Raw genomic sequence first — 26,251 nt, forward strand, 5'->3', positions numbered from 1 at the left:
CGCAGAATTTGAGGAACACACCATGGCCCTGAGCAAAGAAGACAACGAGCTGTTGACCCGCGTGGAAAACGGTGCCCCCATGGGCGAGATGATTCGCCAGCATTACTGGCTGCCCGCCGTGCCCTCCGTCAAGCTGGAAGCCGATGGTGCGCCTGTGCGCATCCGACTGCTGGGCCAAAACTTCATCGCCTTTCGCGTGACCGACGGCACGGCCGGGGTGATCGACGAGCAGTGCCCGCACCGCAAGGCCTCGCTGGCGCTGGGCCGCAACGAAGACAACGGCATCCGCTGCCTGTACCACGGCTGGAAGTTCAACGTGAAGGGCGAAGTGACCGAAGCGCCCAATCACGCCGGTGACCAAGCCCAGTTTTGCAAGCATGTGCGCATCAACCGCTACACCACGGTGGACCGGGGCGGCATTGTTTGGGTCTGGCTGGGCACGGGCGACACGCCGCCGCCCTTCCCCGAGCTGCCCTTTGTCGATCTGCCTGTCAGCCAGCGCTCAGTGACCAGCGTGGAAGTGCCCACCAATTGGGTTCAGGGTGTGGAGGCCTCGATGGACTCCTCGCATGTGGGCGTGCTGCACGAATCGACCACCCAGCTGACCGCAGGCGGTGGCAATGAGCGCCTGCTGATGACCAAGGCGCTGGCCCCCAAACTCGAATTTGAAGACCGCCCCTACGGCTACCGCTACGCCGCGCTGCGCAGCTTGCCCGACGCCAAGGTCTATGCCCGGGTCAACAATTTCGTGATGCCCTGGTTCGGCATCATCTGCCCACCCGATGCCCATGGCCCGACCACGGTGTTTTTCTCGACCCCGGTGGACGACACGCACCACCGCGCCTGGTTTGTGCACTACAACCCGAACCGCGAACTGGGCATGACCGTGATGTCGGCCTCGCCCGATGTGTGGAACTTCCCACCCCTGCCGCCCGGTGAGGCCAAAGACAACTGGGGTCAAAACCGCGACATCATGAAGCGCGGCCACAAAACCGGCTTTCCGCAGCACCTGGGCACCGAAGACTTTGCGATGTTTCTGAGCCAAGGCCCAACCTATGACCGCACCGACGAGCAGCTGTGCTCGGCCGATGGTGCCGTGATCCGCGTGCGGCAGCTGCTGATCAAGGCGGCCAAGGAGTTCAAGGAAGGCAAAGCCCCGACGCTGGCCCACCACCCGCAGCTGAACTACCCCGCCATCCAGTCGGTGGGCGGCGTGCTGGCCGCAGGCACCGACTGGCGCACGCTGGCCGACTGACACCACACCAGACACTCACCCCCTTGGCAACCCCGCAGGGCCCGTCAGAGGCCGGGGCATTGATCCCCATCATTTTGGAGACACCCATGAAACTTTCCCGCCGACTGCTCGTGCTGGCCAGCGCTGCTGCGCTGACCGTACCGATGGCCACCCAGGCCCAGACCAAACCGATCCGTCTGGTGGTGGGGTTCCCGCCCGGTGGCGCCACCGACGCCATCACCCGCGCCGTGGCCGACAAGCTGCCGGGCGTGCTGGGGCAACCGGTCATCGTAGACAACAAGCCAGGTGTGGGTGGCCGCATGGCCGCCGATCTGGTGCTGGCGGCACCGGCCGACGGCCTGACCTTCATGGTCGCGCCCAACGCCACGCCGACTTTCCAGATGCTGGTTTTCAAGGACCAGATCAAATGGAACAGCCTCAAGGACTTTGTGCCAGTGGCCAGCTTCGCGTCTTACCCCTTGGGCATGGGCGTACCGGCCAGTCTGGGGGTCAACAATGCGCGCGAGTTCATCGAGTGGGTCCAAAAGAACCCGGGGAAGGCCAGTTTTGGCACCCCCGGGCTGGGTGGCCAAAACGCGTTTTTGGGCGTGCAGTTGGCCAAGACGGCTGGCATCGATCTGCCGGTGACACCCTACAAAGGTTCGCCTCCCATGGTGACCGATCTGGTGGGCGGGCATGTGCCCTCGGCCATCAGCCTGCTCGACGGCATGATGGCGCAGCACCGCGCTGGCAAGATCAAGGTGATCGGCGTCTTCACCAAGGAGCGCTCGCCCCTGATGCCCGACATCCCCACCTTTGCCGAACAGGGCATCGACGTGACCTCGGGCGAAGGCTGGACTGGCATGTGGGCCAAGGCTGGCACACCGGCCGCCGAGGTGCAGCGCATGGAAAAAGCCATCGCCCAAGTGCTGCAGATGCCTGAAGTCAAGGACGTGCTGAGCCAGCGCCTCATGGTCAACCCGGTGTTCCGCAACAGCGGGCAGATGGATGCCATGCAGCGCGCCGAACTGACGCACTGGGAGCCGATCATCAAAGCCTCGGGTTTCAAGCCCGAGTAAGCGCAGGCCAAAGCCCATGCTCAGCGCCGAAAAAAACCAGCAACTGACCCGGGTCGGCCCCGGCACGCCCATGGGCGAGGTGCTGCGCCGCCACTGGCACCCGGTGGCCGGCATCGACGAACTCGAGCGCAACCCGGTCAAGGCGGTGCGCCTGATGGGCGAGGACCTGGTGCTCTACAAAGACCTGAGCGGCAACTACGGTCTGGTGGACCGCCAGTGCGCACACCGCCGCGCCGACCTGAGCTATGGCTTTGTTGAAAACGATGGCATTCGCTGCAACTACCACGGCTGGCAATACAACGCCCAAGGGCAATGCGTGGCACGGCCCTACGAAGACCAGGCCGATCCGCAGGCCCGGCAAAAATGCAAGATCCGAATGAAGGCCTATGGGGTCAAACCGCTGGCCGGTTTGCTCTGGGCCTACATGGGACCTTTGCCCGCGCCCGAGTTGCCCGACTGGGAACCCTTTCACTGGCCCAACGGTTTTGTGCAGGCGGTGTTTTCCGACATCCCGTGCAACTGGCTGCAGACACAAGAAAACTCGATCGACCCGGTGCACTTTGAATGGATGCACGCCAACTGGAGCCGCCGCCTGCGGGGTCACACGGGCGGCTATGCGCCCCAACACCAGAAGCTGGCGTTTGAAGAGTTCGAGCACGGCTTTGTCTACAAGCGCATCTCTGAAGACACCGACGAACAACACCCGATGTGGACGATTGGCCGCGTGTGCCTGTGGCCCAACGGCTTTTTTCTGGGCGACCACTTCGAGTGGCGTGTGCCGGTGGACGACGAGAACACCCTGAGCGTGACCTGGTCCTTCATCCGTGTGCCCCGCGAGCAAGAGCCTTATGTGCAAACCCGCATCCCGACCTGGACCAGCCCGATCAAAGACGAGGCCGGGCGCTGGATCACCAGCCATGTGATCAACCAGGACATCGTGGCCTGGGTGGGCCAGGGCCGCATCGCCGACCGCACACAAGAAAACCTGGGGGCCAGTGACCGGGGCATTGCCATGCTGCGCCGCCGCCTGCTGGAAGACATCGACGATGTGCAAGCCGGGCGTGACCCCAAAGGCGTGCTGCGCGATGCCAACACCAACCAGCGCGTGTTTTTGCCCAGCGACTCGCGTGATTTTTTTCAACACGGCCTGCCCCTGGCCGACTACCAGCGCCACCCCAAATGGGCGCGGCTTTTGAACCACTTCATCTTTCACGCCGGACAACCCGAGTGGGTGCAACAAGCCCATGAAGAGGCCACCGGCGTGGCGATCCAGCCGATCAGCGTGATCGACCTTTAACCCCTTTGCCATGAGCCCTGTGACAGCTTCCTCCACCCTCCAGGTCCGCGTGCGGGCCACCACTTACGAAGCCCAAAACATCCTGGGCTTTGAGCTGGTGCCGCTGGACCCTGCCACCGCCTTGCCCGCCTTCACGGCCGGGGCCCACATCGAGTTGCACTTGCCCAGCGGCTTGCGGCGCAGCTATTCGCTGCTCAATGACCCACAAGAAACCCACCGCTACCGCATCGGCGTGAACCTGGACGCCCACAGCCGGGGCGGCTCGCGCTTCATGCACGAGCAGCTGCGCACGGGCGCGGTATTGACCATCGGTGCGCCGCGCAACCTGTTTGCCATGGACGAGTCGGCCCCCTTCAACGTGTTCATCGCCGGAGGCATCGGCATCACGCCCATGCTGAGCATGATCGCCCGCTCGCAGGCGCTGGGCACGCCCTGGCGTTTGCATTACGCCGCACGCACCCGCCAGCATGCGGGCTTTCTGGAGGTGCTGGCCCGCTTTCAAGGACAGCCCGGTGCCGAGGTGCTGCTCAACTTTGACCAGGAGCCCGGCGGCCAGATGCTGGACCTGAACGCGGTGATCGCGGCCCTGCCCGAAGGCGCGCATGTGTATGCCTGCGGCCCGGCCCCGATGCTGGCGGCTTACGAACAAGCCACCGCCAGCTTGCCACCCGAACGCGTGCACCGCGAATACTTTGCCGCGCAAGAAGCGGCGGCCACCGATGGCCGCTACACCGTGACGCTGGCGCGCAGCCAGCGCACGCTGCAAATCAACCCGGGCCAGACCCTGCTCGACGGCCTGATCGCCATCGGGGCAGAGCCGACTTTTTCGTGCCAGCAAGGCATTTGCGGCACCTGCGAAGTCAGGGTGCTCGAAGGCACGCCCGACCACCGCGACATGGTGTTGACCGACGCCGAAAAAGCCGCCAACGACCGCATGATGGTCTGCTGCTCAGGGGCCCAAAGCACCCGGCTGGTGCTGGACCTGTGAATTGATTTTTTGACTTGAACCTCTGGAAACTCCAATGAGCGAACCCCTGATCACCTACGAACTCGACGGCAACGTCGCCCTGATCGGCCTGAACCGGCCAGACAAGCGCAACAGCATCAACGACCCGCTGATCGACGCGCTGCGCGCCGCCGTGCTGCGGGCGCACGAAGAGGCCGACGTGGCCGTGCTGTTTGGCCACGGCACCAACTTTTGCGCAGGTCTCGATCTGGCCGAAGCGCTGGCCCGCGCCACCGGGCAAATCAAGCCCCCGCGCAAGCGCAAGCGCCACAACTGGCACGAGGTGTTTGACCTGATCGAACGCGGCCCGATTCCGTTTGTGGCGGCCTTGCACGGCGCGGTCGTGGGCGGCGGGCTGGAGCTGGCCACTGCGGCCCATGTGCGCGTGGGTGACGAGTCGGCCCTGTTTGGTCTGCCTGAAGGCCAGCGCGGCATTTTTGTAGGCGGTGGCGGCACGGTGCGCATCCAGCGCGTGGTCGGCACCACGGTGATGATGGACATGATGCTGACCGGTCGCCTGCTGAGCGCCGCCGAAGGCTTGCAGGAAAAAGTCATCCGCTATGTGACCCCGGCGGGCGAAGCGCTGGCCAAGGCCAAAGAGCTGGCCCACCGCATCGCCAAAAACAGCGTGGAAACCAACTGGATGATCGTCAACGTGCTGCCGCGCATCCACGACATGACGCACAACGACGGCCTGTTTGTCGAACAACTCAATTCGGCCCGCGCCCGTCCACCCGAAGCCGAAGCCCGTCTGCGCGAGTTTGTTGACGGCAAAGCCAAAAAGATCCAGGACAACCAGGCCTGAACCCAGCGCCTTAACACCGAACATGCCCATGAATGATTTTGATTTTTTCAGCGTCAGCGATGACGACCGCGCCCGCGCGCTGGCCCACGCCAAAGCAGCCGCTGCCCAAGCGGCGCACATCCCCGACATCCCGGCAGGTACCCCCCTGCGCCCCATCCGTCGCGTGGCGGTCATCGGTGCGGGCACCATGGGCGGCGGCATTGCGATGTCGCTGGCCGGCATCGGCATCCCGGTCACCCTGATCGATGCCAATGCCCAAGGGCTGGAGCGCGGTTTGCAGCGCGTGAAGGACAACTACGCCACCAGCGTCAAACGCGGCAAGTTGCCACAAGCCGAGATGGACCAGCGCGTGGCACTGATCACCGGCTCGCTGCAAATGGCCGATGTGAAAGACGCCGACATGGTGATCGAGGCCGTGTTTGAAGACATGGGCCTCAAGCAGGACATCTTTCGCCAGCTCGATGCGCTGTGCAAACCCGGTGCGATTTTGGCCACCAACACCTCGGGCCTCGATGTCGACCAGATCGCCGCCGTGACCGGCCGCCCGCAAGACGTGGTGGGTGCGCACTTTTTCAGCCCCGCCCATGTGATGCGCCTGCTCGAAGTCGTGCGCGGTGCGCAGACCGCGCCCGAGGTGATCGCCACCTTGATGGATCTGGGCCGCCGCATGGGCAAGATTGCGGTGCTGGCGCGCATTTACCCGGGCTTCATCGGCAATGCGCTGTTTCGCAACTACACCCGCGAAGCGCACTTTCTGGTGGAAGACGGCGCGCTGCCGCACGAGGTGGACGCCGCGCTCACGAAATTTGGCTACGCCATGGGCATTTTTGCGGTGCACGACATGGCGGGCAACGATGTGGGCTACCAAACGCGCAAGGCGCAAATGGCCACCCGCCCCACCGACCGGCGCTGGAACGACCTGATCATGAAGCTGTGTGATCTGGGCCGTCTGGGCCAAAAAAGCGGCAAGGGCTGGTACCGCTACGAAGCCGGTGACCGCACGCCGCACCGCGACCCCGAGGTCGAACAGTTCATCGCCGAAGAGTCGGCCCGCATGGGCCTGCCGCGGTGCACCATGAGCGAAGCCGAGATCGTCAAACGCTGCCTGTACGGCATGATCAACGAAGGCGCGAAACTGCTGGAACAAGGCATCGCCTTGCGGCCCGGCGACATCGACATCACGTATCTGACGGGTTACGGTTTCCCGGCGCACCAGGGTGGGCCGATGTTTCTGGCCGACCGGATCGGGCTGCCCCGTGTGCTGGCCGACATCGAGCGCCTGCACGCAGAATATGGTTTTTGGTGGCAACCTGCGCCGCTGCTGCAAAAGCTGGTGCGCGAAGGCAAAAATTTTGCCGACTTGCCTCACTGAACCTTTACTGAACGCCAAAGGACACCGCCATGGATCTGGGCCTCAAGGGCAAAAAAGCCATCGTCTGCGCCTCGTCGCAGGGCCTGGGCTACGCCTGTGCACTGGCGCTGGCGCAAGAAGGCTGCGAGGTCTTCATCAATGGCCGCAACGCCGACAAGCTGGCGCAAGCGGCAGACCGCCTGCGCCTGGCCACCGGCACCCGCATCACGCCGGTGCAGGCCGACCTCAACACCGAAGCGGGCCGCAGCGCCTTGCTGACGGCTTGCCCCGCGCCTGACATTCTGGTCAACAACAACGCCGGACCGCCCCCAGGCCAACTGGCCGACTGGGACCACGCGGCTTGGATGGGCGCGCTGGAGAGCAACCTGCTGTCGGCGGCGCTGCTGATGCGCGAAACCCTGCCGGGCATGCGGGCGCGGCGCTTCGGGCGCATCGTCAATATCACCTCGGCCATGGTCAAGACGCCGCATGCGGCCATGGGTTTGTCGACCGCCGCCCGGGCCGGGCTGACGGCACTGTCCAAAGCATTAGCACGCGAGGCCATCGTCGACAACGTGACCCTCAACAACCTGCTGCCCGAGCGCTTTGACACACCCCGGCAAGAGTTCATGGCCCAGCGCATGATGAAAGAGTCGGGCATCACCCGCGACGAGGCCCGCGCCCGCATCGCGGCCACCTTGCCAGCCAACCGCTTTGGCGACCCGAAAGAGTTCGGTGCGGCCTGCGCCTTTTTGTGCGCGACCACCTCGGGCTTCATGACCGGACAAAACCTGCAACTCGACGGCGGGGCCTACAGCGCGCTGATCTGAGCGCAGGCCGTTCAGGCAAAGAAAAAGGCGTCCTGTCGGACGCCTTTTTCAATTCAGAGGCCAAAGCCTCCGGATATCGGAGATATCAGGCCTTGGCTTTGGCCTTGGACATGGCGGCTTTCACCGAAGCTTCGGCTTGGGCAGTAGCGGCCTTGATGTTGGACTCGGCTGTGTCAGCAGCTTGCTTGGCCACTTTTTTCAGGGTTTCAGCAGCAGTCTGGCTGGCTTCGAAAGCGGTTTTGATCACGGCCACAGCAGCGTCAGAGCCGGCTGGTGCGTTTTTCAGGCTGTTTTCGACCAAGCTTTTGACGGCTTTTTCGGACTCGGCCATTTTGCCTTCGACAGCTTTGGTGAACACGGCGCTGGTGCTGTTGGCGATGTCAGCCAAGTGACGGCCATAAGACACCGACTTTTCGAAAGCAGGCTGCACCAAAGCGGCTTGCACGGCCATCAGGTCTTGAGGTGTTTTGGCACCCATCAAAGCTTGCACGTTGGAGAAAGACTCGCCCACAGCGGCTTTGCCAGCGGCCATGTTCAGCTCAACCAGGCGCTCGAAACCGGCAAAAGCGGTTTGCGACAGGTCTGCAGCAGCGGTCAGGTTGGCTTGTTGAGCAGCGGAGAATTGTTCGGCGTTGAAGTTCATGGTGTTCCTTGGAAAGGTTTGTTGCAATGCAGCAATTTGAACAGTTCACCAGGGTCAACACAAGGGAAAACCCGCACTTTAGAGTCCACACTCCAATTGGACATGCTCTGGCGTAACTGTGTGCGGTAGCGTCCATACAAAGTAGGCGCCTTGTGTTGTGGCCCCATTTCAGGGGCACTTCCTTTTGCTTTTGCAACGACAGCGGTCCGACCCCATACACTTGGTGCAACGGCCATTCCGGTCAAGACATCCTGTATTTATGGAATTCCTCAGTCTGCTGTTTTTATTGGTCACGGGCATCCACTGGCTCAACACCCAAGGCCAGCGTAAACGCACCGCCCTGCTGGCCGAACAATTGCGCCCCTACCAGATCGAAAAGCACATGGAGCAACTCACCAGTGCCTACATGCGTGCACTGGGCGAAACAGACCCCGAGCGGCAGCAGCAAATTTTGCAGCTGCAAGAAGCGGCAGAACAGCAACTGGCCAACGAGTTCCAAAACCTGGCACGCGAATTTGCCAAACTGCCCGCCCCAGTGACACGGGCCTTCAAGGTTGCGCTGCCCTACATCGATCAACTCTCGCCCAAAGCCTGCTTTGACATGCGCCGCATATTGGAAGTGCACGCCCAAGGCATCGCCCTGGCCGTCAGCAACCCCCAAGGCCTGTCTCCCAAAGAGCGCTCATTTCGCATGATGGGCGAGATGTTTTTGATGCAGCACAGCTGCCACTGGTTCTGCAAATCCAAAACCATCGCCTCGGCCCGCATGCTGGCCCAACACCAGACCCGCTACGAACAAGCGCTGGCCGCCGTCAGCCCCGAAACGCGAGAGGCTTATTTGGACGTGGTGCAGGCTTGAAAGACGCCCAAGCCATCGAGCCAATTAACTGAGTGAGGCTGGCGCGTTTTGCTGAAAGTTTTGCGACTTTCATCAAGCCCCCGCACGCTGCTTCAAATACGGCCCCACCAAATGACGGCTGGTGCGCTGCAGGCCCATCAGCAAAGCGTGGTCGGCCTGGCTGCAGCCATAGCGGGTTTTCAGGTCGTGCTGCATCTGCGCCAGCAAATGCGCGGCCATCTCGGCATCGGCCAAGGCCCGGTGGGCACGGCCTGACGACGGCAAATGGTGCAGCGCCGCCAGCGTACCCAGCTTGTGGTTGGGTGCTTGCGGGTACAAGCGGCGCGACAGCAGCAAAGTGCAGGCAAAGGCGTGCGAGCCGTCTTGCCCGCAGCGCGCCAACTCGGCCTGCCAGAACTTTTTGTCAAAGGACGCGTTGTGCGCCACCATGGGCCGCCCGCCCACAAAGCGGGCCGCCTCGCGCATCACCTGCTCGGCTGGGGGCGCGGCCTGCACCATCTCATTGGTGATGCCTGTCAGTTGGGTGATGAAACTGTTCACCCGCACCCCGGCATTCATCAGGCTTTGGTAGCGGTCCACCACCTGCCCGCCCTCGAGCATGACGATGGCCACCTCGGTGGCGCGGTCGCCCATGTTGGGAGAGATCCCGGTGGTTTCGAAGTCGATGATGGCAATGGGGGACATGGGTGGCTTAGCGGAAAGCATTCGGGGTAACTGTTCAAGCTTATCCGAAGGCCCTGTCAACAGCGCTGCAAAGACCTGCACAATGCGAAAGAAACTTCATTCACTCACCCCCATGCACCCCGGCCCCATCCTCTTCTGCGGCGACCCGCACGGCCAATGGCAGCACATCATCGATGCCGCCTTGCAAACCCACGCCCGTGCCGTCATCCTGCTGGGCGACCTGGAGCCGGCCCGGCCGCTGCACATCGAGCTTGATGCCATTTGGGAGCGCGTTTGGTTCATCCACGGTAACCACGACACCGACCATTCGGACAACTTCGCCAACGTCTGGCACAACGAGGTGAGCGAGCGCAACCTGCACGGCCGCGCCGTCACGCTGCCCTGCGGCACGCGCATCGGAGGGCTGGGCGGCGTGTTTCGCGGGGCGGTGTGGTACCCCAAAGACCAGCAAGCGCCCAAGTTTCGCAACCGCGAAGCGCACGCCCGCGTCACACCGCGCCAAGACCGCTGGCAAGGCGGCGTGCACCTCAAGCACTGGTCCACCATCTACCCGGACGAGGTGGAACAACTGGCCACGCTGCAAGCCGACATCCTCATCACCCACGAAGCGTCCGGCTACCACGAGCACGGATTCAAAGAGCTGGATTCACTGGCCCGCCGCATGGGCGTGCGCATGACGGTGCACGGGCACCAGCACGACAACATTGACAGCAGCGCCCACTGGGACGCGCAAGGTTTTCAGAGCTTTGGGGTGGGGCTGCGGGGGGTGATGGCAATGGATGGGTTCGATGATTTTTTGGGCAGCGTCGAACGCAGCTCACATGGCCATACGCCAACGCACGAGCGAGACCCTTTCGAAGGGATGCCCGGTTCAATTGAGCTTTCTGCCCTCAAATTGGACAATTGATATCAATGACCGAATTTTGATATCATTCTCGCCTTGCTTCAGGAGACCCAGCCATGTCGTCCATCACCATCCGCAATTTGCCCGAAGAAACCCACAGAGCTTTGCGACAGCGTGCCGCATTGGCGGGCCGCAGCACCGAGGCCGAAGTGCGCGCCATTCTGGAACAAGCCGCACGCCCGCAAGGGCGCATCCAACTGGGATCGCTGCTGGCCGAAATTGGCCAACAAGCTGGCGGCTTTGACTTGAATATTGAGCGCGACAAAACACCCGCAAAACCCATGGTGTTTGAATGATCTTGCTGGACACCAACGTCATCTCGGAACCACTGAAGCTGTCGGCGGACGCGGGCGTTTTGTCGTGGATCGATGCGCAATCCATCGACACCCTTTACCTGTCCGCCATCAGCCTGGCCGAATTGCGCTTTGGCATCGCCGCCCTGCCAGCGGGCAAACGCAAAGAGACCCTGCACTTGGGTTTGGAGCAACGCATCCTGCCTTTGTTTGCTGACCGAATCCTGCCTTTTGACGCCAGCGCATCGCAGGCCTATGCAGAGATCCTTTCGACAGCCCGCACCCAGGGCCGAGCCATCTCGACCGCGGACGGCTACATCGCCGCCACCGCGAAGCGACATGGCTTCATGGTGGCCACGCGAGACGCCAGTCCCTTTGAGGCTGCGGGGCTGACCGTGATCAACCCTTGGACGTCCAGGCACTGACAAAGCCCATTACGGGCTTTTGATTTTTGCAAGGTAACCCAGGCAAAGCCCTGGTTCACAAAGCCCCGCCCCATTCTTAAGCTGATTGCCTCACTCACATGGAGGCAACATGCACCCCGCAACAGACCCCAGCACCACGCCTGTTTATGGCGTTCGCCCCAGCAAGCCCGGCTTGTATCTGGGCTTGTTTCATGGCCGCGACACGCCCAACCAAGCCATGCACGGCTGGGGCTTTGATGGCCCGGCAATTGGGCCACTCAGGTACTTTCACACAACCTACGCCTGCTCGGTGAATGTGGAATTCGTCAGCCCCACAGATGCCCAACTGTTCACAGGCACCCACGACACGCTGATGGACTTGGCCATCAACGGTGACCTGCTGTGCTTTGACGGCAAGCTGTATGGCGACTGGACGGTGTATTGGGTCTCGCCTGAAGAATGCTATCGGCCACCAGACACCTTTCGCCAGAACGTACGCCCTAACGAATACCGCAAACAAGCACGCCCGGTCTCAATAGACGACTAGATTCAACGGATGCGAACAGTCAGCTAAAGCTCGCACGGTAAGTGACTGGATCAAGATTGCAGTGCAGTTCTATTGATCCAGATAAAGAGAAAATTCTTGGGGATTTTCTAAATTGGAAAACACGGGCCAAGTGGAATTGATCTGCTGCAAATTCAGAAAACCTCAACTCCCGATTCGTCACAAAAAACGGAGTTTCCTTACCGAAAGATGTTGTTTTTACTTCGATAAATTTTTCTTTTCCAGATACATCGAATGACAAGATGTCGTACCCCAAACCATCGCCCTTAGTTTTGGAAACGTGCTCGACCTTATCAGCCAAATATTTATGCCCCATAGAAATCAAACGCCAATGTTCATACTGGAGGACAAATTCTTCTCCTGCCAGACCAAGTGATTGATTCCTCGCCTCTTGCGCCAGATAGTCACGCTTAACAGGCATCAACTCTTGGAAAACTGCACTTTCAGCAGCCTTGTGATTCTTTGCTGGAGGATCAACAGATACAAGCTTAAAGTCCAACAAATCTGGAACAAGCGCAGGCTGCAAAACCGCCGCTTGAGCTACAGCATCAAGTGGGGTTTGATGCTTGATCTGCTCAGAAGCAACTTCAAACAGCAGCGTTTGATAGTTAAACCGAGGTTGATACCCTCGTATATACGGAAACCCTAATTCAATCATCACGGCACTGATGTTGCCGTGCTTGAACTCAATTGAGCCATCAGAACGCTGATTCAGCTTTTGTTTCAGCGCTTTCCGATGTGCCGATTTATTGAATGTCTGACCCGAAAGCTCCAAGGCGAGCATCTTCAGGTAATCAGCAATGATCGCTTCAACCTCGAATCTAGACCATTCCATAAATTTCTGAATTCAACCGTACCAACTCAAATATCAATATTCCCCGCCCGCAGCGCGTTGCTCTCGATGAAGTGGCGGCGTGGCTCGACCTCGTCACCCATGAGCATGGTGAACACGCGGTCGGCTTCGATGGCGTCGTCGATCTGCACGCGCAGCAGGCGGCGCACGGTGGGGTCCATGGTGGTTTCCCACAGCTGGGCGGGGTTCATCTCGCCCAGACCCTTGTAGCGCTGGCGGCTGGTGGTGCGTTCGGCTTCGCTGATGAGCCAATGCATGGCTTGGCGGAAGTCGCTCACTTTTTCTTCTTTTTGGCGCTCGCCTTCACCGCGGCTGGCTTTAGCACCTTCGCTGAGCAAGCCACGGAAGGTCTCGGCCGCTTCGGCCAGAGCGCCGTAGTCGGCACCGTGCACAAAGTCTTGCGTGATGATGCTGCTCTTGATGTTGCCGTGGTGACGGCGGCTGATGCGCAGAATGGGCTTGTCGGTGCGCACATCAAACTCGGCGGCCACTTCGGCAGGGATGCCGGTGGTGTTGAGTTCGCGCAGCTTGGCTTGCAGCGCAGGGGCGCATTCGGCGGCTTGCTCCAGCGTATCGAGGTTCAGCGACACGCCGTCGGCCATGGCGCGCAGGGCTTCGGCGTCCATGAAGTTGGACAAGCGTGCAATGACGTGTTCAGCCACTTGGTGTTTGCGTGCAAGGGCTTCGAGCGTTTCGCCTGACAGCACTTGTGGTGCAGCGCCACCGGTGCTGATGCTGGCGTCTTTGAGCGCGATGCGCAGCAAGAAGCCGTCGAGTGCCGGACCGTCTTTGAGGTACAGCTCTTCTTTGCCGGCCTTGACTTTGTAGAGCGGTGGCTGGGCAATGTAGATGTGGCCACGCTCGACCAGATCAGGCATCTGGCGGTAGAAGAAGGTCAGCAAAAGGGTGCGGATGTGGGCGCCGTCCACGTCGGCGTCGGTCATGATGATGATGCGGTGGTAGCGCAGTTTGTCGACGTTGAAGTCATCGGTGCCGCTCTTGCCGGATTCGGCGGTGGCTTTGCCAATGCCGGTGCCCAAGGCGGTGATGAGCGTGACGATTTCGTTGCTGGTGAGCAGCTTTTCGTAGCGGGCTTTTTCGACGTTCAGGATCTTGCCGCGCAGGGGCAGAATGGCCTGGAATTTACGGTCGCGACCTTGCTTGGCCGAGCCACCCGCAGAGTCACCCTCGACGATGTAGATTTCGCACAGGGCTGGGTCTTTTTCTTGGCAGTCGGCCAGTTTGCCGGGCAAGCCCATGCCGTCGAGCACACCTTTGCGGCGTGTCATTTCGCGGGCTTTGCGTGCGGCTTCGCGGGCACGAGCGGCTTCCACAATCTTGCCGCAAATGATCTTGGCGTCGTTGGGGCGCTCTTCCAAAAAGTCGGTCAAAGCTTTGGCCACGATGTCTTCCACCGGGGCACGCACTTCACTCGACACCAGCTTGTCTTTGGTCTGGCTGGAGAACTTGGGCTCGGGCACTTTGACGCTCAGCACGCAGCACAGGCCTTCGCGCATGTCGTCGCCGCTGACTTCGACTTTTTGCTTTTTGGCGATCTCGTTTTTCTCGATGTACTTACTGATGACGCGGGTCATCGCAGCGCGCAGGCCCGTGAGGTGGGTGCCGCCGTCACGCTGCGGGATGTTGTTGGTGAAGCAGAGCACGGATTCGTTGTAACCGTCGTTCCACTGCATGGCCACTTCCACACCGATGCTGGTGCCGGGGATGCCGCCGTAGCTGTCTGCTGGGCGCTCGCCGTTGGCGTGGAAGGCGTTAGGGTGCAGCACTTTTTTGTTGGCGTTGATGAAGTCCACAAAGCCTTTGACGCCACCTGCGCCAGAGAAGTCGTCTTCTTTGCCGCTGCGCTCGTCTTTGAGGCGAATGCGCACGCCGTTGTTCAAAAAGGACAACTCGCGCAAACGCTTGGCCAAAATCTCGTAATGGAAATCGGTGTTCTGCGTGAAGATTTCGGTGTCGGGCAAGAAGTGCACTTCGGTGCCGCGCTTGTCGGTGGCACCGGATACGCGCATGGGCGAGATCTCCACACCATTCACGGTTTCGAGCAATCGGTTTTGCACAAAGCCTTTGGCAAAGTCGATCTGGTGGACTTTGCCTTCGCGGCGCACCGTGAGGCGAAGCCATTTGCTGAGGGCGTTGACGCAAGACACACCCACGCCGTGCAAACCGCCCGAGACTTTGTAGCTGTTTTGGTTGAACTTGCCGCCTGCGTGCAGTTCGGTCAAAGCGATCTCAGACGCACTGCGCTTGGGCTCGTGCTTGTCGTCCATCTTCACGCCGGTGGGGATGCCGCGGCCGTTGTCGGTCACGGAAATTGAGTTGTCGGAGTGGATGGTGACGACGATGTCGTCGCAGTGGCCCGCCAGCGCTTCGTCGATCGAGTTGTCCACGACCTCGAACACCAAGTGGTGCAGGCCCGTGCCGTCAGAGGTGTCACCGATGTACATGCCGGGGCGCTTGCGCACCGCTTCCAGGCCTTCCAAGATCTGGATGGAGCCTTCGCCGTAGCCTTCGGATGCGCCAGCTTGGTTGGCGTCGATCTTGGGTTGAGCGGTGGTGAAAGCTTCTTCGCTGGGGTTGATTTCGTCGGTCATGTTCAATTTTCTCTGTCGCTTGAATGGCCGAAACCCGCGAGGGGTCGCGGGTTTCGATAAGGTGGGCCTTGTGGGCTTTCGCCTTAAATGCGCATTGGCATCACCACATATTTGAAGTTGTCGTTCTCGGGGATCGTGATCAGCGCCGAGCTGTTGGCGTCGGCCAGATCGATGCGGACCATGTCTTGGCCCATGTTGCTGAGCACGTCGATGATGTAGGTGACGTTGAAGCCGATCTCGATGCTGTCGCCACCGTAGTCGATGTCGAGTTCGTCCACAGCTTCTTCTTGCTCGGCGTTGGTCGATGCGACGCGCAGGCTGCCGGGGTCGAGGTTCAGGCGCACGCCTTTGAACTTGTCGCTGGTCAGGATGGCGGTGCGCTGCAAGCAAGACAGCAGGGCTTGGCGGCCCAGCGTCAGGTTGTTGCTATGGCCTTTGGGGATCACGCGGTTGTAGTCGGGGAACTTGCCTTCAACCAGCTTGGTCACGAACTCCATGCCGTCAAAGCTGAACTTGGCCTGGTTGTTGGCGAACTGCATTTCGATCGCGCCATCGGCGTCGGACAGCAAACGCTGCAACTCGAGCACGGTCTTGCGGGGCAGGATGACTTCTTGTTTGGTGGGCACTTCGACGTCGAGTGTGGCGGCGGTGAAGGCCAGGCGGTGACCGTCGGTAGCCACCAGGCTCAAGCGGTTGCCTTCAGCCACAAACAAGATGCCGTTGAGGTAGTAGCGGATGTCGTGCACGGCCATGGCAAACGAGACCTGCCCGAGCAATTGCTTGAGGGTCTTTTGCGGGACGCTGAACACGGGGCCAAATGTGGCCGCTTCTTGCACCAGCGGGAAGTCTTCGGCGGGCAGCGTCTGCAAGGTGAACTTGGACTTGCCGCCCTTCAAGATCAGCTTGGCTTGCGAGGATTCGAGGCTGACCGTTTGGTCGGCAGGCATGGTGCGCAGGATGTCGATGAGTTTGCGCGCGCCCACGGTGGTGGTGAAGTCGCCTGGGTCGCCATCCATCTCGGCCGTGGTGCGGATCTGGATTTCGAGGTCGCTGGTGGTCAGCTGCACGGCGTGGCCCGTTTTGCGGATCAACACGTTGGCCAGCACGGGCAGGGTGTGGCGGCGCTCGACGATGCCGGACACGGATTGCAGGACCGACAGCAATTTGTCTTGGGTGGCCTTCAGGACGATCATTTGTCTACCTTTGGTGGTTTTTTTCAGACGTCAACCCAGATTGGGTTGACGGATGCAAACAGGGTACATTTTCGCCGTTTTTCGGCTGTTTTTACGGCCTCGGAGGCCCGATTGGCCATTCTTTTAGCGATGACCGCGAGGGCTTTGTGGGAGCGAGCCCCCGCTCGCGAATGCCAACACAACCAGGGCGCCAGCATTCGGCTGCAGGGGCAGCCTCCCACCAGAGGCCTAGGTGCTGGGAAGTGACGGCGACGGGCTTTGTGGGAGCGAGCCCCCGCTCGCGAATGCCAACACAACCGGGGCGCCAGCATTCGGCTGCAGGGGCTGCCTCCCACAGGAGAGAAGTGGTCTGTCATCAGCCCTTGAGGGTTTGTTCCAGCACGTGCAGCTGCTGGTTGAGCTCGGTCAACTGCAGGCGCTCGGCGTTGATCTTGCGCACGGCGTGCAGCACGGTGGTGTGGTCACGCCCCCCAAACAGCTCGCCAATCTCGGGCAGGCTCTTTTGGGTCATTTCCTTGGCCAGGTACATGGCAATCTGGCGCGGCCGAGCGATGCTGGCGGGGCGCTTTTTGCTGTACATGTCGGCGACCTTGATCTTGTAGTAATCGGCCACCGTTTTCTGGATGTTTTCGACGCTGATCTGACGGTTTTGAATCGACAGCAAATCACGCAACGCGTCGCGGGCCAGCTGGATGGAGATTTCCTTTTGGTTGAAGCGCGAATAGGCCAGGATTTTGCGCAGGGCGCCTTCGAGCTCACGCACGTTGGAGCGCACGTTTTTGGCCACGAAAAATGCCACTTCTTCGGGCATTTCGCTGCCCTCGCTGATGGCCTTGTTGATCAAAATGGCCACCCGCATTTCGAGTTCGGGCGGCTCCATGGCCACCGTCAAGCCCGAATCGAATCGCGAAACCAATCGCTCGTGGATGTCGGCCAGGCCCTTGGGGTAGGTGTCGCTGGTCATCACGATGTGCGACTTTTTGGCCAGCAGGGCCTCAAACGCGTTGAAGAATTCTTCTTGCGTGCGGTCTTTGTTGGCAAAGAACTGGACATCGTCGATCAGCAGCAAATCGAGCGAATGGTAATGGTGCTTGAACTCGTCAAAAGTCTTGCGCTGGTAGGCTTTAACCACATCCGACACGAATTGTTCTGCGTGGATGTAGAGAACCTTGGATTCGGGGCGGTCGGCCAGCAGTTTGTTGCCGATGGCGTGCATCAGGTGGGTCTTGCCCAAACCGACACCGCCGTAGATAAACAAGGGGTTGTACAGGTGCCCCGGCGAGCCGGACACGTGCATGGCTGCGGCACGTGCCATGCGGTTGGCAGTGCCCTCGACCAAGTTGTCAAAAGTCAGGGCAGTGTTGAGTCGGCTGCGAAAGGTGTTGGTCGCGGGTTCTTCGGGCAGGTCGATCGACTCAGGCACGTTTTCCATCGACGATGGCGTGGACTGACGTGCAGTCCTGACGGCGCCATCGCGCGGAGTGATCACTAACTCTATTTGGACTGGATGGCCTTGTAGGCTTTCGAGCATGGCGGCCAGACGACCAGCATATTGGGCCCGGATCCAGTCGAGTTTGAAGCGATTGGCCACAAACAAAGTGAGGCGCTGCTGGTCCTCCGAGATCTGTGCGGTCAGGGGCTTGATCCAGGTGTTGAACTGCTGCTCGGGCAACTCGCGAGACAGCTCGTCCACGCACGCTTGCCACAGGGAGTGGCCGGTATCGGCCTGAAATTCTGGGGGAAATCCCTCGGACATGTTGTATTTATTTTTTGTGGACAGTTGACAAGAACTACGGTAGTGAAATTGGGCTTATCAAGAGCTTATCCACATGCCGGAACGCATTCGAATGGTCATCATAAACCACATCTTTCCGGTTTGGCCCCGGGAACACCCGAAGCTTTAAAAGAGGGTTTATTTGCCGAGGGCCCGAAAGTTTGCGATAATCTTGGGTTTCGCCCAACGCTGATTCATGGCATTGGGCACAAAGGAAGAGTTATGAAACGCACCTACCAACCATCCAAGACACGTCGCGCCCGTACCCACGGCTTTCTGGTTCGCATGAAAACCCGTGGCGGCCGCGCTGTGATCAACGCACGTCGCGCCAAAGGCCGCAAGCGTCTGGCTGTCTAATGCCTTTTCAACCGTCTGGCTGTGGCCTGACGCCACTGCAGGCGGTTGATTCCAGGGTTTGGCCATCGTGCAGCGTTTGAAAACACGCCCACAATTTCAGGCCGCCCTGGCGGGTGGAACAGTCTCGCGCACAACGCATTTTGCGTTGCACCGCCTGACATTGACACGCCCAATAGACATCCCTTTGGCTCCTGCTGAACAAGTTGGGCCTGCACCTTCACAGGAGCAGGCCCTTTTTGGCTTGTTTGACGTTTGGCTGGGTGCCATGGTGCCCAAGCGCTGGGCTCGCCGTGCAGTGACCCGCAATGCCATCAAGCGCCAGATCTACAACGTGAGCGAACGCTTTGGCGATCGCCTGCCTGTGGCTGCCCATGTGGTTCGTTTGCGCGCCACGTTTGACCGCAAGCAGTTCATCAGCGCCACTTCGGAGCCGCTGAAGCTGGCTGTGCGGCAAGAGCTGGAAAAACTGTTCGAGCGCGCGCTGGAGCACGAGGTTCGCACATGATCGTCCAGCGTTTGTTGATGGGTCTGGTGCGCGGTTACCGTTTGCTGCTGAGCCCTTGGCTGGGTTCGTCTTGCCGTTTTGAGCCCACTTGCTCGGCTTATGCCCTGCAAGCACTGGAACAATATGGTGCGTCGACCGGCAGTTACCTCACAATTCACCGTTTGGTGCGTTGCGGCCCTTGGTGCAAGGGCGGTCACGACCCTGTTCCCGAACAAGCGCCTCGCTTGTTCTCTGCTTTGTTTCCCCCTACTTCGTCAAAGAAGACCCCATGAACGATATCCGTCGCACCATCCTTTGGGTGATTTTTGGTTTTTCCATGGTCCTGTTGTGGGACCAATGGCAGATCTATAACGGCCAAAAAGCCACTTTCTTCCCCAAGCCCGTCGCAACGCAAGCCGCCACAGCACCCGCCGCGGCCGCTTCAAATGCTGCCGTGCCTTCAGCTTCGGCCGTTGCAGCCGTCACGCCCGGGCAAGTGCCAGCAGATGCCGGTACAGCACCCGCCGCTGCCAGCGAGAAAATCGACATCAGCACCGACGTGTTGAAACTGACTTTTGACACCGCCGGTGGCACGCTGACACGCAGCGAGTTCAACAAGCACGCCGACTTCGTCGACAGCAGCAAGCATTTCGTTTTGCTCGACCAAAGCGGCAGCCGCGTTTACAACGCGCAAACAGGCTTGATTGGTGGCAACTACCCCACACACAAGACCGTCATGCATTTCAGTGGCGATCGCAGCCTGAAAGATGGCCAGAACGAGTTGACCCTGCGTTTCGAGTCCGATGCGCAAAACGGCGTGAAGCTGGTCAAGACCTACACGCTGCAACGCGGGAGCTACGCCATCGGCGTCAAGCATGAAGTGATTAACACGGGTGCAGCCGCTGTGTCGCCACAGCTGTATCTGCAGTTGGTGCGCGATGGCAATAAGCCTGCGGGCGAGTCGTCTTTCTATTCCACCTTCACCGGCCCTGCGGTTTACACCGATGCCAAGAAGTACCACAAGGTCGAGTTCAGCGACATCGAGAAAAACAAAGCCGAAGTCGACAAGACTTCCACCAATGGCTATGTGGCAATGGTGCAGCACTACTTTGCGTCTGCTTGGTTGCTGGGTGATGGCATCAGCCGCGAAAACTTTGTACGCAAGGTCGACACCAACCTGTATGCCGTGGGCATGATCACGCCAGTGGCCGATGTGGCTCCGGGCCAATCCAAAACCGTGAGCTCGCAATTGTTTGTCGGCCCACAGGAAGAAAAAGTCCTCGAAGCTTTGGCTCCCGGTCTGGACTTGGTGAAGGATTACGGTTGGTTGGCCATGTTGTCCAAGCCTTTGTACTGGTTGCTGGACAAATTGTTCAGCTTCATCCAGAACTGGGGCTGGTCGATTGTGGCGCTGGTGTTGTTGCTCAAGATCGCTTTTTACTGGCTCAATGCCAAGGCTTACTCGAGCATGGCCAAGATGAAAGCCATCAACCCCAAGATCATGGAAATGCGCGAGCGTCTGAAAAACGATCCGCAGAAGATGCAACAAGAGATGATGAAGATCTACCGCGAAGAAAAGGTCAACCCGATGGGTGGCTGCTTCCCGATCATGGTCCAGATTCCCGTGTTCATCGCTCTGTACTGGGTGTTGCTGTCCACCGTCGAGATGCGCAACGCGCCTTGGGTGGGCTGGATCCACGACTTGTCGGCACCTGACCCGTTCTTCATTTTGCCCGTCGTGATGACGCTGACCACTTTGCTGCAGACCGCGCTCAACCCCGCGCCACCAGACCCAATGCAAGCGAAGATGATGTGGATCATGCCGCTGGTGTTCAGCGTGATGTTCTTCTTCTTCCCTGCAGGTTTGGTGCTGTACTGGATCACCAACAACGTGCTCTCGATTGCACAGCAGTGGATCATCAATACCCGCATGGGCGTGCCACCGCAGTTCAATCTGCCCAAGTTCAAGTAAGAACCGTACACACTGATCGGGCCGCGCAAGCGGCCCTTTTTTTATTGAGGACACCCCATGCTTGCCCGCCACCAAGAACCCATCGTTGCCATTGCCACTGCACCCGGGCGCGGTGCGGTGGGCATTGTGCGTGTCTCAGGCAAGAATTTGTCTTCGCTCATTTTGGCCTTGTGCGGGCGCAGCCTCAAAGCGCGTGAAGCGACTTATCTTCCCTTTGCCGATGCCGATGGCAGCCCGATCGACCACGGCCTGGCGCTGCACTTTGTAGCGCCTCACTCGTTCACTGGCGAAGATGTGCTGGAGCTGCAGGCGCATGGCGGCCCAGTGGTGTTGCAGTTGCTGGTGGCGCGTTGCATGCAGGCGGCCGCAGAAACCGACCTGACCACCGGCCAACCCCGTCTGGCGGGTTTGCGTGTGGCGCAACCGGGCGAGTTTTCTGAACGTGCTTTTTTGAATGACAAGATCGATCTGGCTCAGGCCGAAGCCATTGCTGACCTGATCGACGCCAGTACCGAAGCCGCCGCACGCAGCGCCAGCCGTTCGTTGGCAGGTGACTTTTCCAAAGAAATTCACCAACTGCGCGATGCACTGATCCACCTGCGCATGTTGGTCGAGGCCACGCTGGATTTCCCGGAAGAAGAAATCGACTTTTTGCAAAAGGCCGATGCACAAGGCCAGTTGACGCGCCTGCAATCGGCCTTGGCGACCGTGCTGGGCAAGGCCAAGCAAGGCGCGCTGCTGCGCGAAGGCATCAAGGTGGTGATTGCGGGCCAGCCGAATGCCGGCAAGAGCTCACTGCTCAACGCGCTGGCTGGGGCCGAGTTGGCTATCGTCACACCGATTGCGGGCACCACGCGCGATGTGGTGCAACAAACCATTCAGATTGAAGGCGTGCCGCTGCACGTGATCGACACCGCGGGTCTGCGCGAAGGCGAAGGCGTAGACGAAGTCGAGCAAATCGGCATTGCCCGCGCCTGGGGCCAGATTGAGAATGCCGATGCCGTGCTGTTTTTGCACGACCTGACACGCACCGGCCAAGCCGATTACGACAGTGCCGACGCCGACATTGCCGCCGCATTAAAAGCCCGCTTGCCGGCCAGCGTGAGCGTGATCGATGTGTGGAACAAAGCCGATGCCGCCCAGGCATCGGACGAGCGCAGCGGCCTGACCTTGTCGGCCCGCACGGGGGAAGGCCTGCAGGCGCTGCGCCAGCAACTGCTGCAACAAGCAGGCTGGCAACAAGCCAGCGAAGGCCTGTTCATTGCCCGTGAGCGCCATGTGCAAGCGCTGCACCGGGTGCGCGAGCACCTTGAAATAGCCGATGCCCACTTGGCAGCTCAAGCGCAAAACCTGGACCTGCTGGCCGAAGAACTGCGCTTGGGTCAAAACGCGCTGAACGGAATCACCGGCGAGTTCAGCGCCGATGACTTGCTGGGCGTGATTTTTTCGAGTTTTTGTATCGGGAAATGACCCCCTGATTTGGCGAAACCATCGCCAAGTTCGCCTCAGGGAAACCCTCAAAAGGTCACGTCAGTGACTCATGCAGCCGCCATGCCGGGAACATGATCGTGGTTTGATGCTTTCTTGCACTGCCCACCATGACTGCCGACACACAACCCACGCTCAGCCCAGAACAAGACGCTTACCTGCGCGGCCGTTCTGACTGGATGGGCGCTTACCTCGTGCTGCACGCTTGGGGCGTCATTGCACTGGCCATGGCATTTTTCATCGCCTGGCCCAACCCCTTGAGTTTCATCATCGCGGTCGTGGTCATTGGCGGCAGGCAGCTGGGCTTGGCGATCTTGATGCACGACGCGGCGCACCGCGCTTTGTTCAAAAACACCCGACTCAATGACACGTTAGGCGCATTTATGTGCGGCTGGCCCGTGGGCGCGAGCCTCACGCTGTACCGCCCTTACCACCTGAGTCACCACCGCCACACGCAGCAAAAAGAAGACCCAGACCTGATTTTGTCGGCGCCATTCCCAATCAGCCAAAGCAGTTTCTGGCGCAAGATGCGGCGCGACATTTTGGGTGTCACAGGCTACCAAAGGCGCATGGAATTTTTTCGCATGGAGATGGGTAATGACCCGAGCCGCCTGCGACGCTGGAAGAACCTGTTTCAGGCAGAGAAGTATTTCGCATTGACCAACCTGGCCATCTTTGGGATCACGGCGGCCGCTGGCGTGTGGTGGGCTTATTTTGCCTTGTGGCTGCTGCCCTTGCTGACTTGGTACCAGGTGATCAGCCGCATTCGCAACATCGCCGAGCACGCGGTGGTGGGCAACAACGATGACCGCTTGCGCAACACCCGGACCACGCTCACGAACTGGGGCATGCGCATGGTGCTGGCACCTTACTGGGTCAACTACCACCTGGAACACCACCTGTTTGTGTTCACGCCCTGCTGGAAACTGCCAGCCGCCCACAGCATGCTGATTGAACAAGGCTTTGGCCCACGCATGGAGTTGGCGCAAGGTTATGTGCAGGTGCTGCGCAAAGCGATCTCGAATCCGAACGACGACCCTGATCACGGCACACCGGCCGATCAGCGCAAACGCGCAGCACTCATCTGACTTCCCCCCCCCATTCAAAGGACTGAACATGGCACACCGACTCGACCAACAAGTGGCCATCGTCACCGGTGCAAGCCGTGGCATCGGCCGTGCCATCGCCGAGGCTTATGCGGCCGAAGGTGCCAGCCTGTGCCTGATCGCCACAGACACGGCACGCTTGCAGGAAGTCAAAGACAGCTTGGGCTTGCCCGCTGATCGCATCATGATTTTGGGCCTGAACGTGACCGACCTCGACGCCTGTTTTGCCGCCGTCGCGCAAGCCGAAGAGCGCTTTGGGCGCGTCGATGTGCTGGTCAACAACGCAGGGGTGTACCGGGCCAAGTCTTTCCTAGACTACGCACCGCAGGACTTTCAGGACATGCTGGATGTGAACCTGTTTGGGGTGCTGCACTTCATGCAGGCGTGCTTGCCGGGCATGCAAGCGCGCCGACACGGCCGCATCGTCAACATCGCGTCGACCGCAGGCAAATGGGGCTCACGCAACCAAAGTGCCTACAACGTGAGCAAGCATGCGGTCGTGGGTTTGACACGCTGCGTGGCACTGGAGGCGAGTCCGCACAAGGTGACGGTGAATGCGATTTGCCCGGGCTTCATCCAAACCGACATGGTGGAAGAGCTCAAGGCCCAAGTCGCCCAAAGCACGGGCATGACCGGCGAAGAAATGGTCAAGGCCACCTTGACCCGCGTGCCATTGGGTCGCGTACTGAATCCTTCCGAGATTGCGGGTCTGGCGGTCTATCTGGGTTCATCCGAATCGAGCGGCATGACGGGCCAAAGCATCCACGTCGATGGCGGCATGGTGCTGAGCTGAATTCCCTTCAACGCCATTGTGAATTTTCTCTTCACCTCAGACACTTGAGAGACAAGCCCCCGGGATAACCACTACGTCGGGCGCGATGAGCAGAACCCAGAATACAAACTTGCGCTGCAACACTCAAGGTTGCAACGTCAATCACGGGACCTGTTCACACGTCATGTCAAAAGATTTCATCCTCGAAACCCGGGAGCTCGTCAAAGAGTTCAAAGGGTTCGTCGCCGTCAATGGCGTCAACCTGGGCGTTCAGCGCGGGCAAATCCATGCGCTGATCGGCCCCAACGGTGCAGGCAAAACCACTGTGTTCAATTTGCTGACCAAATTCCTGATTCCAACCCGAGGACAAATTCTGTTCAACGGCCAGGACATCACTGCTGAAAAACCTGCCCAAGTGGCTCGCCGGGGCCTCGTGCGCTCGTTCCAGATTTCGGCCACTTTCCCCAACCTCACGGTGATGGAAAACGTGCGCATCGCCTTGCAACGCAACACCGGCATGTCCATGCACTTCTGGCGTTCGGAGCGCATCCTCGACCAGCTCAACGACAAGGCCATGGCCCTGCTTGACGAAGTGGATTTGGGCAGCATGGCCGACCTGACGGCGGTGGAATTGCCTTATGGCCGCAAGCGCGCCCTTGAAATCGCCACCACGCTGGCCATGAACCCCGAACTCATGCTGCTGGACGAGCCCACCCAGGGCATGGGCCACGAAGATGTGGACCGCGTGACGCAGCTGATCAAAAAAGTCGGTGCCAACCGCACCATCCTGATGGTGGAGCACAACATGAACGTGGTCTCCAGCATTGCCGACACCATCAGTGTGCTGCAACGCGGACAGGTGATCGCCGAAGGACCTTACGAAGTGGTCTCCAAAAACCCTCAAGTGCTGGAAGCTTACATGGGCACCGTCGAGAACGAGCTGGAGAGTGCCCATGGCTGATTCCGACGAATTCCTGCGCATCAGCAACCTGCACGCCTGGTACGGCGAGTCGCACATCCTGCACGGCGTGGACCTGACGGTGCACAAAGGCGAGGTGGTGACTCTGCTGGGCCGCAACGGCGCAGGGCGCACCACCACTGTCAAGTCCATCGTGGGCCTGGTGGGCAAGCGCACAGGCTCCATCACCATCAACGGCCGCGAGTCGATTGACATGGCCCCGCACAATATCGCCAAGCTCGGCATCGGTTACTGCCCTGAAGAGCGCGGAATCTTTGCCTCGCTCAGCTGCGAAGAAAACTTGTTGTTGCCCCCCGTGATTGCTGACGGCGGCATGCCCATCGATGAAATTTACGAGATGTTCCCGAACTTGCTCGAACGCAAGAACAGCCCGGGCACCCGCCTATCGGGCGGCGAGCAGCAGATGCTGGCCGTGGGCCGCATCCTGCGCACGGGCGCCAAGCTCTTGCTGCTCGACGAAATCTCTGAGGGCCTCGCGCCTGTGATCGTGCAAGCCTTGGCCCGCATGATCCTTTCACTCAAGGCCAAAGGTTTCACCATCATCATGGTCGAGCAGAACTTCCGTTTTGCCGCACCGCTGGCTGACCGCTTCTACGTCATGGAGCACGGCCGCATCATCGAAGGCTTTGCCGCCAGCGAGCTGCAAGCCAAGATGCCCATGCTGCACGAATACCTCGGCGTCTGATTCATTTTTTTCCCACTGACTT

The 26,251-nt window shown here is 60.0% G+C and carries 27 protein-coding genes; 21 read left to right on the plus strand and 6 right to left on the minus strand.

Features of this window, described 5'->3' with window-relative positions:
• The first annotated feature begins 22 nt into the window (after window positions 1–22).
• From B9Z33_RS02445 to B9Z33_RS02475, 7 genes are all read left to right on the plus strand, one after another.
• Window positions 23–1,255: a Rieske 2Fe-2S domain-containing protein gene (locus tag B9Z33_RS02445; RefSeq protein WP_108285422.1), complete on the plus strand. Its 1,233-nt coding sequence runs from the start codon at window positions 23–25 to the stop codon at window positions 1,253–1,255.
• An 86-nt stretch (window positions 1,256–1,341) separates the two neighbouring features.
• On the plus strand, window positions 1,342–2,313 hold the full coding sequence (locus B9Z33_RS02450) for a tripartite tricarboxylate transporter substrate binding protein (protein WP_108285423.1): 972 nt from the start codon (window positions 1,342–1,344) through the stop codon (window positions 2,311–2,313).
• A gap of 16 nt (window positions 2,314–2,329) precedes the next feature.
• Window positions 2,330–3,610 carry an aromatic ring-hydroxylating dioxygenase subunit alpha gene (locus B9Z33_RS02455; RefSeq protein WP_108285424.1) on the plus strand — a complete coding sequence of 427 codons (1,281 nt, stop codon included), beginning with the start codon at window positions 2,330–2,332 and terminating at the stop codon, window positions 3,608–3,610.
• 10 nt (window positions 3,611–3,620) lie between these two features.
• Window positions 3,621–4,598, plus strand: a complete 978-nt coding sequence (locus B9Z33_RS02460) for a PDR/VanB family oxidoreductase (protein ID WP_199220268.1) — start codon at window positions 3,621–3,623, stop codon at window positions 4,596–4,598.
• Window positions 4,599–4,632: 34 nt separating this feature from the next.
• A complete protein-coding gene (locus tag B9Z33_RS02465; RefSeq protein WP_108285425.1) occupies window positions 4,633–5,421 on the plus strand; it encodes a crotonase/enoyl-CoA hydratase family protein in 789 nt (262 codons plus the stop codon).
• Between the two features lie 28 nt (window positions 5,422–5,449).
• The gene (locus tag B9Z33_RS02470) at window positions 5,450–6,793 is read left to right on the plus strand and encodes a 3-hydroxyacyl-CoA dehydrogenase (RefSeq protein WP_108286103.1); all 1,344 of its coding nucleotides are present in this window, start codon (window positions 5,450–5,452) and stop codon (window positions 6,791–6,793) included.
• A 29-nt stretch (window positions 6,794–6,822) separates the two neighbouring features.
• Window positions 6,823–7,602, plus strand: coding sequence for an SDR family oxidoreductase (locus B9Z33_RS02475; protein ID WP_108285426.1), 780 nt, complete (start codon window positions 6,823–6,825; stop codon window positions 7,600–7,602).
• A gap of 85 nt (window positions 7,603–7,687) precedes the next feature.
• Here B9Z33_RS02475 and phaP read toward each other — a convergent pair whose 3' ends face one another.
• The gene (phaP, locus tag B9Z33_RS02480; protein WP_108285427.1) at window positions 7,688–8,245 is read right to left on the minus strand and encodes a TIGR01841 family phasin; all 558 of its coding nucleotides are present in this window, start codon (window positions 8,243–8,245) and stop codon (window positions 7,688–7,690) included.
• Between the two features lie 259 nt (window positions 8,246–8,504).
• On the opposite strand from phaP, the gene B9Z33_RS02485 reads away from it, so the two are divergent.
• Window positions 8,505–9,104: a hypothetical protein gene (locus tag B9Z33_RS02485; RefSeq protein ID WP_108285428.1), complete on the plus strand. Its 600-nt coding sequence runs from the start codon at window positions 8,505–8,507 to the stop codon at window positions 9,102–9,104.
• A 72-nt stretch (window positions 9,105–9,176) separates the two neighbouring features.
• Here B9Z33_RS02485 and B9Z33_RS02490 read toward each other — a convergent pair whose 3' ends face one another.
• Window positions 9,177–9,788, minus strand: coding sequence for a PolC-type DNA polymerase III (locus tag B9Z33_RS02490; RefSeq protein ID WP_108285429.1), 612 nt, complete (start codon window positions 9,786–9,788; stop codon window positions 9,177–9,179).
• An 82-nt stretch (window positions 9,789–9,870) separates the two neighbouring features.
• Here B9Z33_RS02490 and B9Z33_RS02495 point away from each other — a divergent pair, with 82 nt between their 5' ends.
• The 4 genes from B9Z33_RS02495 (at window position 9,871) to B9Z33_RS02510 (ending at window position 11,936) form a co-directional block, all read left to right on the plus strand.
• Window positions 9,871–10,695, plus strand: coding sequence for a metallophosphoesterase (locus B9Z33_RS02495; RefSeq protein WP_233252699.1), 825 nt, complete (start codon window positions 9,871–9,873; stop codon window positions 10,693–10,695).
• A 53-nt stretch (window positions 10,696–10,748) separates the two neighbouring features.
• Window positions 10,749–10,988, plus strand: coding sequence for a plasmid stability protein (locus tag B9Z33_RS02500; RefSeq protein ID WP_108285431.1), 240 nt, complete (start codon window positions 10,749–10,751; stop codon window positions 10,986–10,988).
• Entirely contained in the window at window positions 10,985–11,410 is a 426-nt protein-coding gene (locus tag B9Z33_RS02505) for a type II toxin-antitoxin system VapC family toxin (RefSeq protein WP_108285432.1), read from the plus strand. Before B9Z33_RS02500 ends, B9Z33_RS02505 begins: the two co-directional genes overlap by 4 nt.
• 109 nt (window positions 11,411–11,519) lie before the next feature.
• Entirely contained in the window at window positions 11,520–11,936 is a 417-nt protein-coding gene (locus B9Z33_RS02510) for a hypothetical protein (RefSeq protein WP_108285433.1), read from the plus strand.
• A 19-nt stretch (window positions 11,937–11,955) separates the two neighbouring features.
• Here B9Z33_RS02510 and B9Z33_RS02515 read toward each other — a convergent pair whose 3' ends face one another.
• The 4 genes from B9Z33_RS02515 to dnaA form a co-directional block, all read right to left on the minus strand.
• Entirely contained in the window at window positions 11,956–12,789 is an 834-nt protein-coding gene (locus B9Z33_RS02515) for a DUF3883 domain-containing protein (RefSeq protein ID WP_233252700.1), read from the minus strand.
• Window positions 12,790–12,815: 26 nt separating this feature from the next.
• Window positions 12,816–15,419, minus strand: coding sequence for a DNA topoisomerase (ATP-hydrolyzing) subunit B (gyrB, locus tag B9Z33_RS02520; protein ID WP_108285434.1), 2,604 nt, complete (start codon window positions 15,417–15,419; stop codon window positions 12,816–12,818).
• 83 nt (window positions 15,420–15,502) lie between these two features.
• The gene (dnaN, locus tag B9Z33_RS02525; RefSeq protein WP_108285435.1) at window positions 15,503–16,612 is read right to left on the minus strand and encodes a DNA polymerase III subunit beta; all 1,110 of its coding nucleotides are present in this window, start codon (window positions 16,610–16,612) and stop codon (window positions 15,503–15,505) included.
• A gap of 355 nt (window positions 16,613–16,967) precedes the next feature.
• Complete coding sequence (gene dnaA, locus B9Z33_RS02530; RefSeq protein WP_108285436.1) at window positions 16,968–18,368, minus strand: chromosomal replication initiator protein DnaA; 1,401 nt, start codon at window positions 18,366–18,368, stop codon at window positions 16,968–16,970.
• Between the two features lie 240 nt (window positions 18,369–18,608).
• Between dnaA and rpmH the strand changes: the two genes are divergently transcribed.
• The 9 genes from rpmH (at window position 18,609) to B9Z33_RS02575 (ending at window position 26,229) form a co-directional block, all read left to right on the plus strand.
• A complete protein-coding gene (gene rpmH / locus B9Z33_RS02535) occupies window positions 18,609–18,743 on the plus strand; it encodes a 50S ribosomal protein L34 (RefSeq protein ID WP_005798102.1) in 135 nt (44 codons plus the stop codon).
• Between the two features lie 67 nt (window positions 18,744–18,810).
• On the plus strand, window positions 18,811–19,248 hold the full coding sequence (locus B9Z33_RS02540; protein ID WP_108286105.1) for a ribonuclease P protein component: 438 nt from the start codon (window positions 18,811–18,813) through the stop codon (window positions 19,246–19,248).
• Entirely contained in the window at window positions 19,248–19,520 is a 273-nt protein-coding gene (gene yidD, locus B9Z33_RS02545; protein WP_233252746.1) for a membrane protein insertion efficiency factor YidD, read from the plus strand. Before B9Z33_RS02540 ends, yidD begins: the two co-directional genes overlap by 1 nt.
• Complete coding sequence (yidC, locus tag B9Z33_RS02550) at window positions 19,517–21,199, plus strand: membrane protein insertase YidC (protein ID WP_108285438.1); 1,683 nt, start codon at window positions 19,517–19,519, stop codon at window positions 21,197–21,199. The genes yidD and yidC overlap by 4 nt, the downstream gene beginning before the upstream one ends.
• A gap of 57 nt (window positions 21,200–21,256) precedes the next feature.
• Window positions 21,257–22,669: a tRNA uridine-5-carboxymethylaminomethyl(34) synthesis GTPase MnmE gene (gene mnmE, locus B9Z33_RS02555; RefSeq protein WP_108285439.1), complete on the plus strand. Its 1,413-nt coding sequence runs from the start codon at window positions 21,257–21,259 to the stop codon at window positions 22,667–22,669.
• Window positions 22,670–22,797: 128 nt separating this feature from the next.
• Window positions 22,798–23,775: a fatty acid desaturase family protein gene (locus B9Z33_RS02560; protein ID WP_108285440.1), complete on the plus strand. Its 978-nt coding sequence runs from the start codon at window positions 22,798–22,800 to the stop codon at window positions 23,773–23,775.
• 28 nt (window positions 23,776–23,803) lie between these two features.
• Window positions 23,804–24,586 carry an SDR family NAD(P)-dependent oxidoreductase gene (locus B9Z33_RS02565; protein ID WP_158270162.1) on the plus strand — a complete coding sequence of 261 codons (783 nt, stop codon included), beginning with the start codon at window positions 23,804–23,806 and terminating at the stop codon, window positions 24,584–24,586.
• Between the two features lie 163 nt (window positions 24,587–24,749).
• Window positions 24,750–25,526, plus strand: coding sequence for an ABC transporter ATP-binding protein (locus B9Z33_RS02570; RefSeq protein WP_108285442.1), 777 nt, complete (start codon window positions 24,750–24,752; stop codon window positions 25,524–25,526).
• Entirely contained in the window at window positions 25,519–26,229 is a 711-nt protein-coding gene (locus B9Z33_RS02575) for an ABC transporter ATP-binding protein (RefSeq protein ID WP_108285443.1), read from the plus strand. Before B9Z33_RS02570 ends, B9Z33_RS02575 begins: the two co-directional genes overlap by 8 nt.
• The last annotated feature ends 22 nt before the right edge of the window (window positions 26,230–26,251 follow it).

The organism is Limnohabitans sp. T6-20, assembly GCF_003063505.1.
Lineage (GTDB): Bacteria > Pseudomonadota > Gammaproteobacteria > Burkholderiales > Burkholderiaceae_C > Limnohabitans_A.

What these genes read in the sequence shown, in the direction of transcription:
- B9Z33_RS02445 (WP_108285422.1), top strand. Translation starts at nt 23, where the DNA reads ATGGCCCTGAGCAAAGAAGACAACGAGCTGTTGACCCGCGTGGAAAAC.
- B9Z33_RS02495 (WP_233252699.1), top strand. Translation starts at nt 9,871, where the DNA reads ATGCGAAAGAAACTTCATTCACTCACCCCCATGCACCCCGGCCCCATC.
- B9Z33_RS02450 (WP_108285423.1), top strand. Translation starts at nt 1,342, where the DNA reads ATGAAACTTTCCCGCCGACTGCTCGTGCTGGCCAGCGCTGCTGCGCTG.
- gyrB (WP_108285434.1), bottom strand. Translation starts at nt 15,419, where the DNA reads ATGACCGACGAAATCAACCCCAGCGAAGAAGCTTTCACCACCGCTCAA.
- mnmE (WP_108285439.1), top strand. Translation starts at nt 21,257, where the DNA reads ATGCTTGCCCGCCACCAAGAACCCATCGTTGCCATTGCCACTGCACCC.
- B9Z33_RS02475 (WP_108285426.1), top strand. Translation starts at nt 6,823, where the DNA reads ATGGATCTGGGCCTCAAGGGCAAAAAAGCCATCGTCTGCGCCTCGTCG.
- B9Z33_RS02455 (WP_108285424.1), top strand. Translation starts at nt 2,330, where the DNA reads ATGCTCAGCGCCGAAAAAAACCAGCAACTGACCCGGGTCGGCCCCGGC.
- B9Z33_RS02575 (WP_108285443.1), top strand. Translation starts at nt 25,519, where the DNA reads ATGGCTGATTCCGACGAATTCCTGCGCATCAGCAACCTGCACGCCTGG.
- B9Z33_RS02510 (WP_108285433.1), top strand. Translation starts at nt 11,520, where the DNA reads ATGCACCCCGCAACAGACCCCAGCACCACGCCTGTTTATGGCGTTCGC.
- yidC (WP_108285438.1), top strand. Translation starts at nt 19,517, where the DNA reads ATGAACGATATCCGTCGCACCATCCTTTGGGTGATTTTTGGTTTTTCC.
- B9Z33_RS02560 (WP_108285440.1), top strand. Translation starts at nt 22,798, where the DNA reads ATGACTGCCGACACACAACCCACGCTCAGCCCAGAACAAGACGCTTAC.
- B9Z33_RS02470 (WP_108286103.1), top strand. Translation starts at nt 5,450, where the DNA reads ATGAATGATTTTGATTTTTTCAGCGTCAGCGATGACGACCGCGCCCGC.
- dnaA (WP_108285436.1), bottom strand. Translation starts at nt 18,368, where the DNA reads ATGTCCGAGGGATTTCCCCCAGAATTTCAGGCCGATACCGGCCACTCC.
- B9Z33_RS02505 (WP_108285432.1), top strand. Translation starts at nt 10,985, where the DNA reads ATGATCTTGCTGGACACCAACGTCATCTCGGAACCACTGAAGCTGTCG.
- B9Z33_RS02465 (WP_108285425.1), top strand. Translation starts at nt 4,633, where the DNA reads ATGAGCGAACCCCTGATCACCTACGAACTCGACGGCAACGTCGCCCTG.
- B9Z33_RS02485 (WP_108285428.1), top strand. Translation starts at nt 8,505, where the DNA reads ATGGAATTCCTCAGTCTGCTGTTTTTATTGGTCACGGGCATCCACTGG.
- B9Z33_RS02570 (WP_108285442.1), top strand. Translation starts at nt 24,750, where the DNA reads ATGTCAAAAGATTTCATCCTCGAAACCCGGGAGCTCGTCAAAGAGTTC.
- B9Z33_RS02490 (WP_108285429.1), bottom strand. Translation starts at nt 9,788, where the DNA reads ATGTCCCCCATTGCCATCATCGACTTCGAAACCACCGGGATCTCTCCC.
- rpmH (WP_005798102.1), top strand. Translation starts at nt 18,609, where the DNA reads ATGAAACGCACCTACCAACCATCCAAGACACGTCGCGCCCGTACCCAC.
- B9Z33_RS02460 (WP_199220268.1), top strand. Translation starts at nt 3,621, where the DNA reads ATGAGCCCTGTGACAGCTTCCTCCACCCTCCAGGTCCGCGTGCGGGCC.
- B9Z33_RS02515 (WP_233252700.1), bottom strand. Translation starts at nt 12,789, where the DNA reads ATGGAATGGTCTAGATTCGAGGTTGAAGCGATCATTGCTGATTACCTG.
- dnaN (WP_108285435.1), bottom strand. Translation starts at nt 16,612, where the DNA reads ATGATCGTCCTGAAGGCCACCCAAGACAAATTGCTGTCGGTCCTGCAA.
- B9Z33_RS02500 (WP_108285431.1), top strand. Translation starts at nt 10,749, where the DNA reads ATGTCGTCCATCACCATCCGCAATTTGCCCGAAGAAACCCACAGAGCT.
- phaP (WP_108285427.1), bottom strand. Translation starts at nt 8,245, where the DNA reads ATGAACTTCAACGCCGAACAATTCTCCGCTGCTCAACAAGCCAACCTG.
- B9Z33_RS02565 (WP_158270162.1), top strand. Translation starts at nt 23,804, where the DNA reads ATGGCACACCGACTCGACCAACAAGTGGCCATCGTCACCGGTGCAAGC.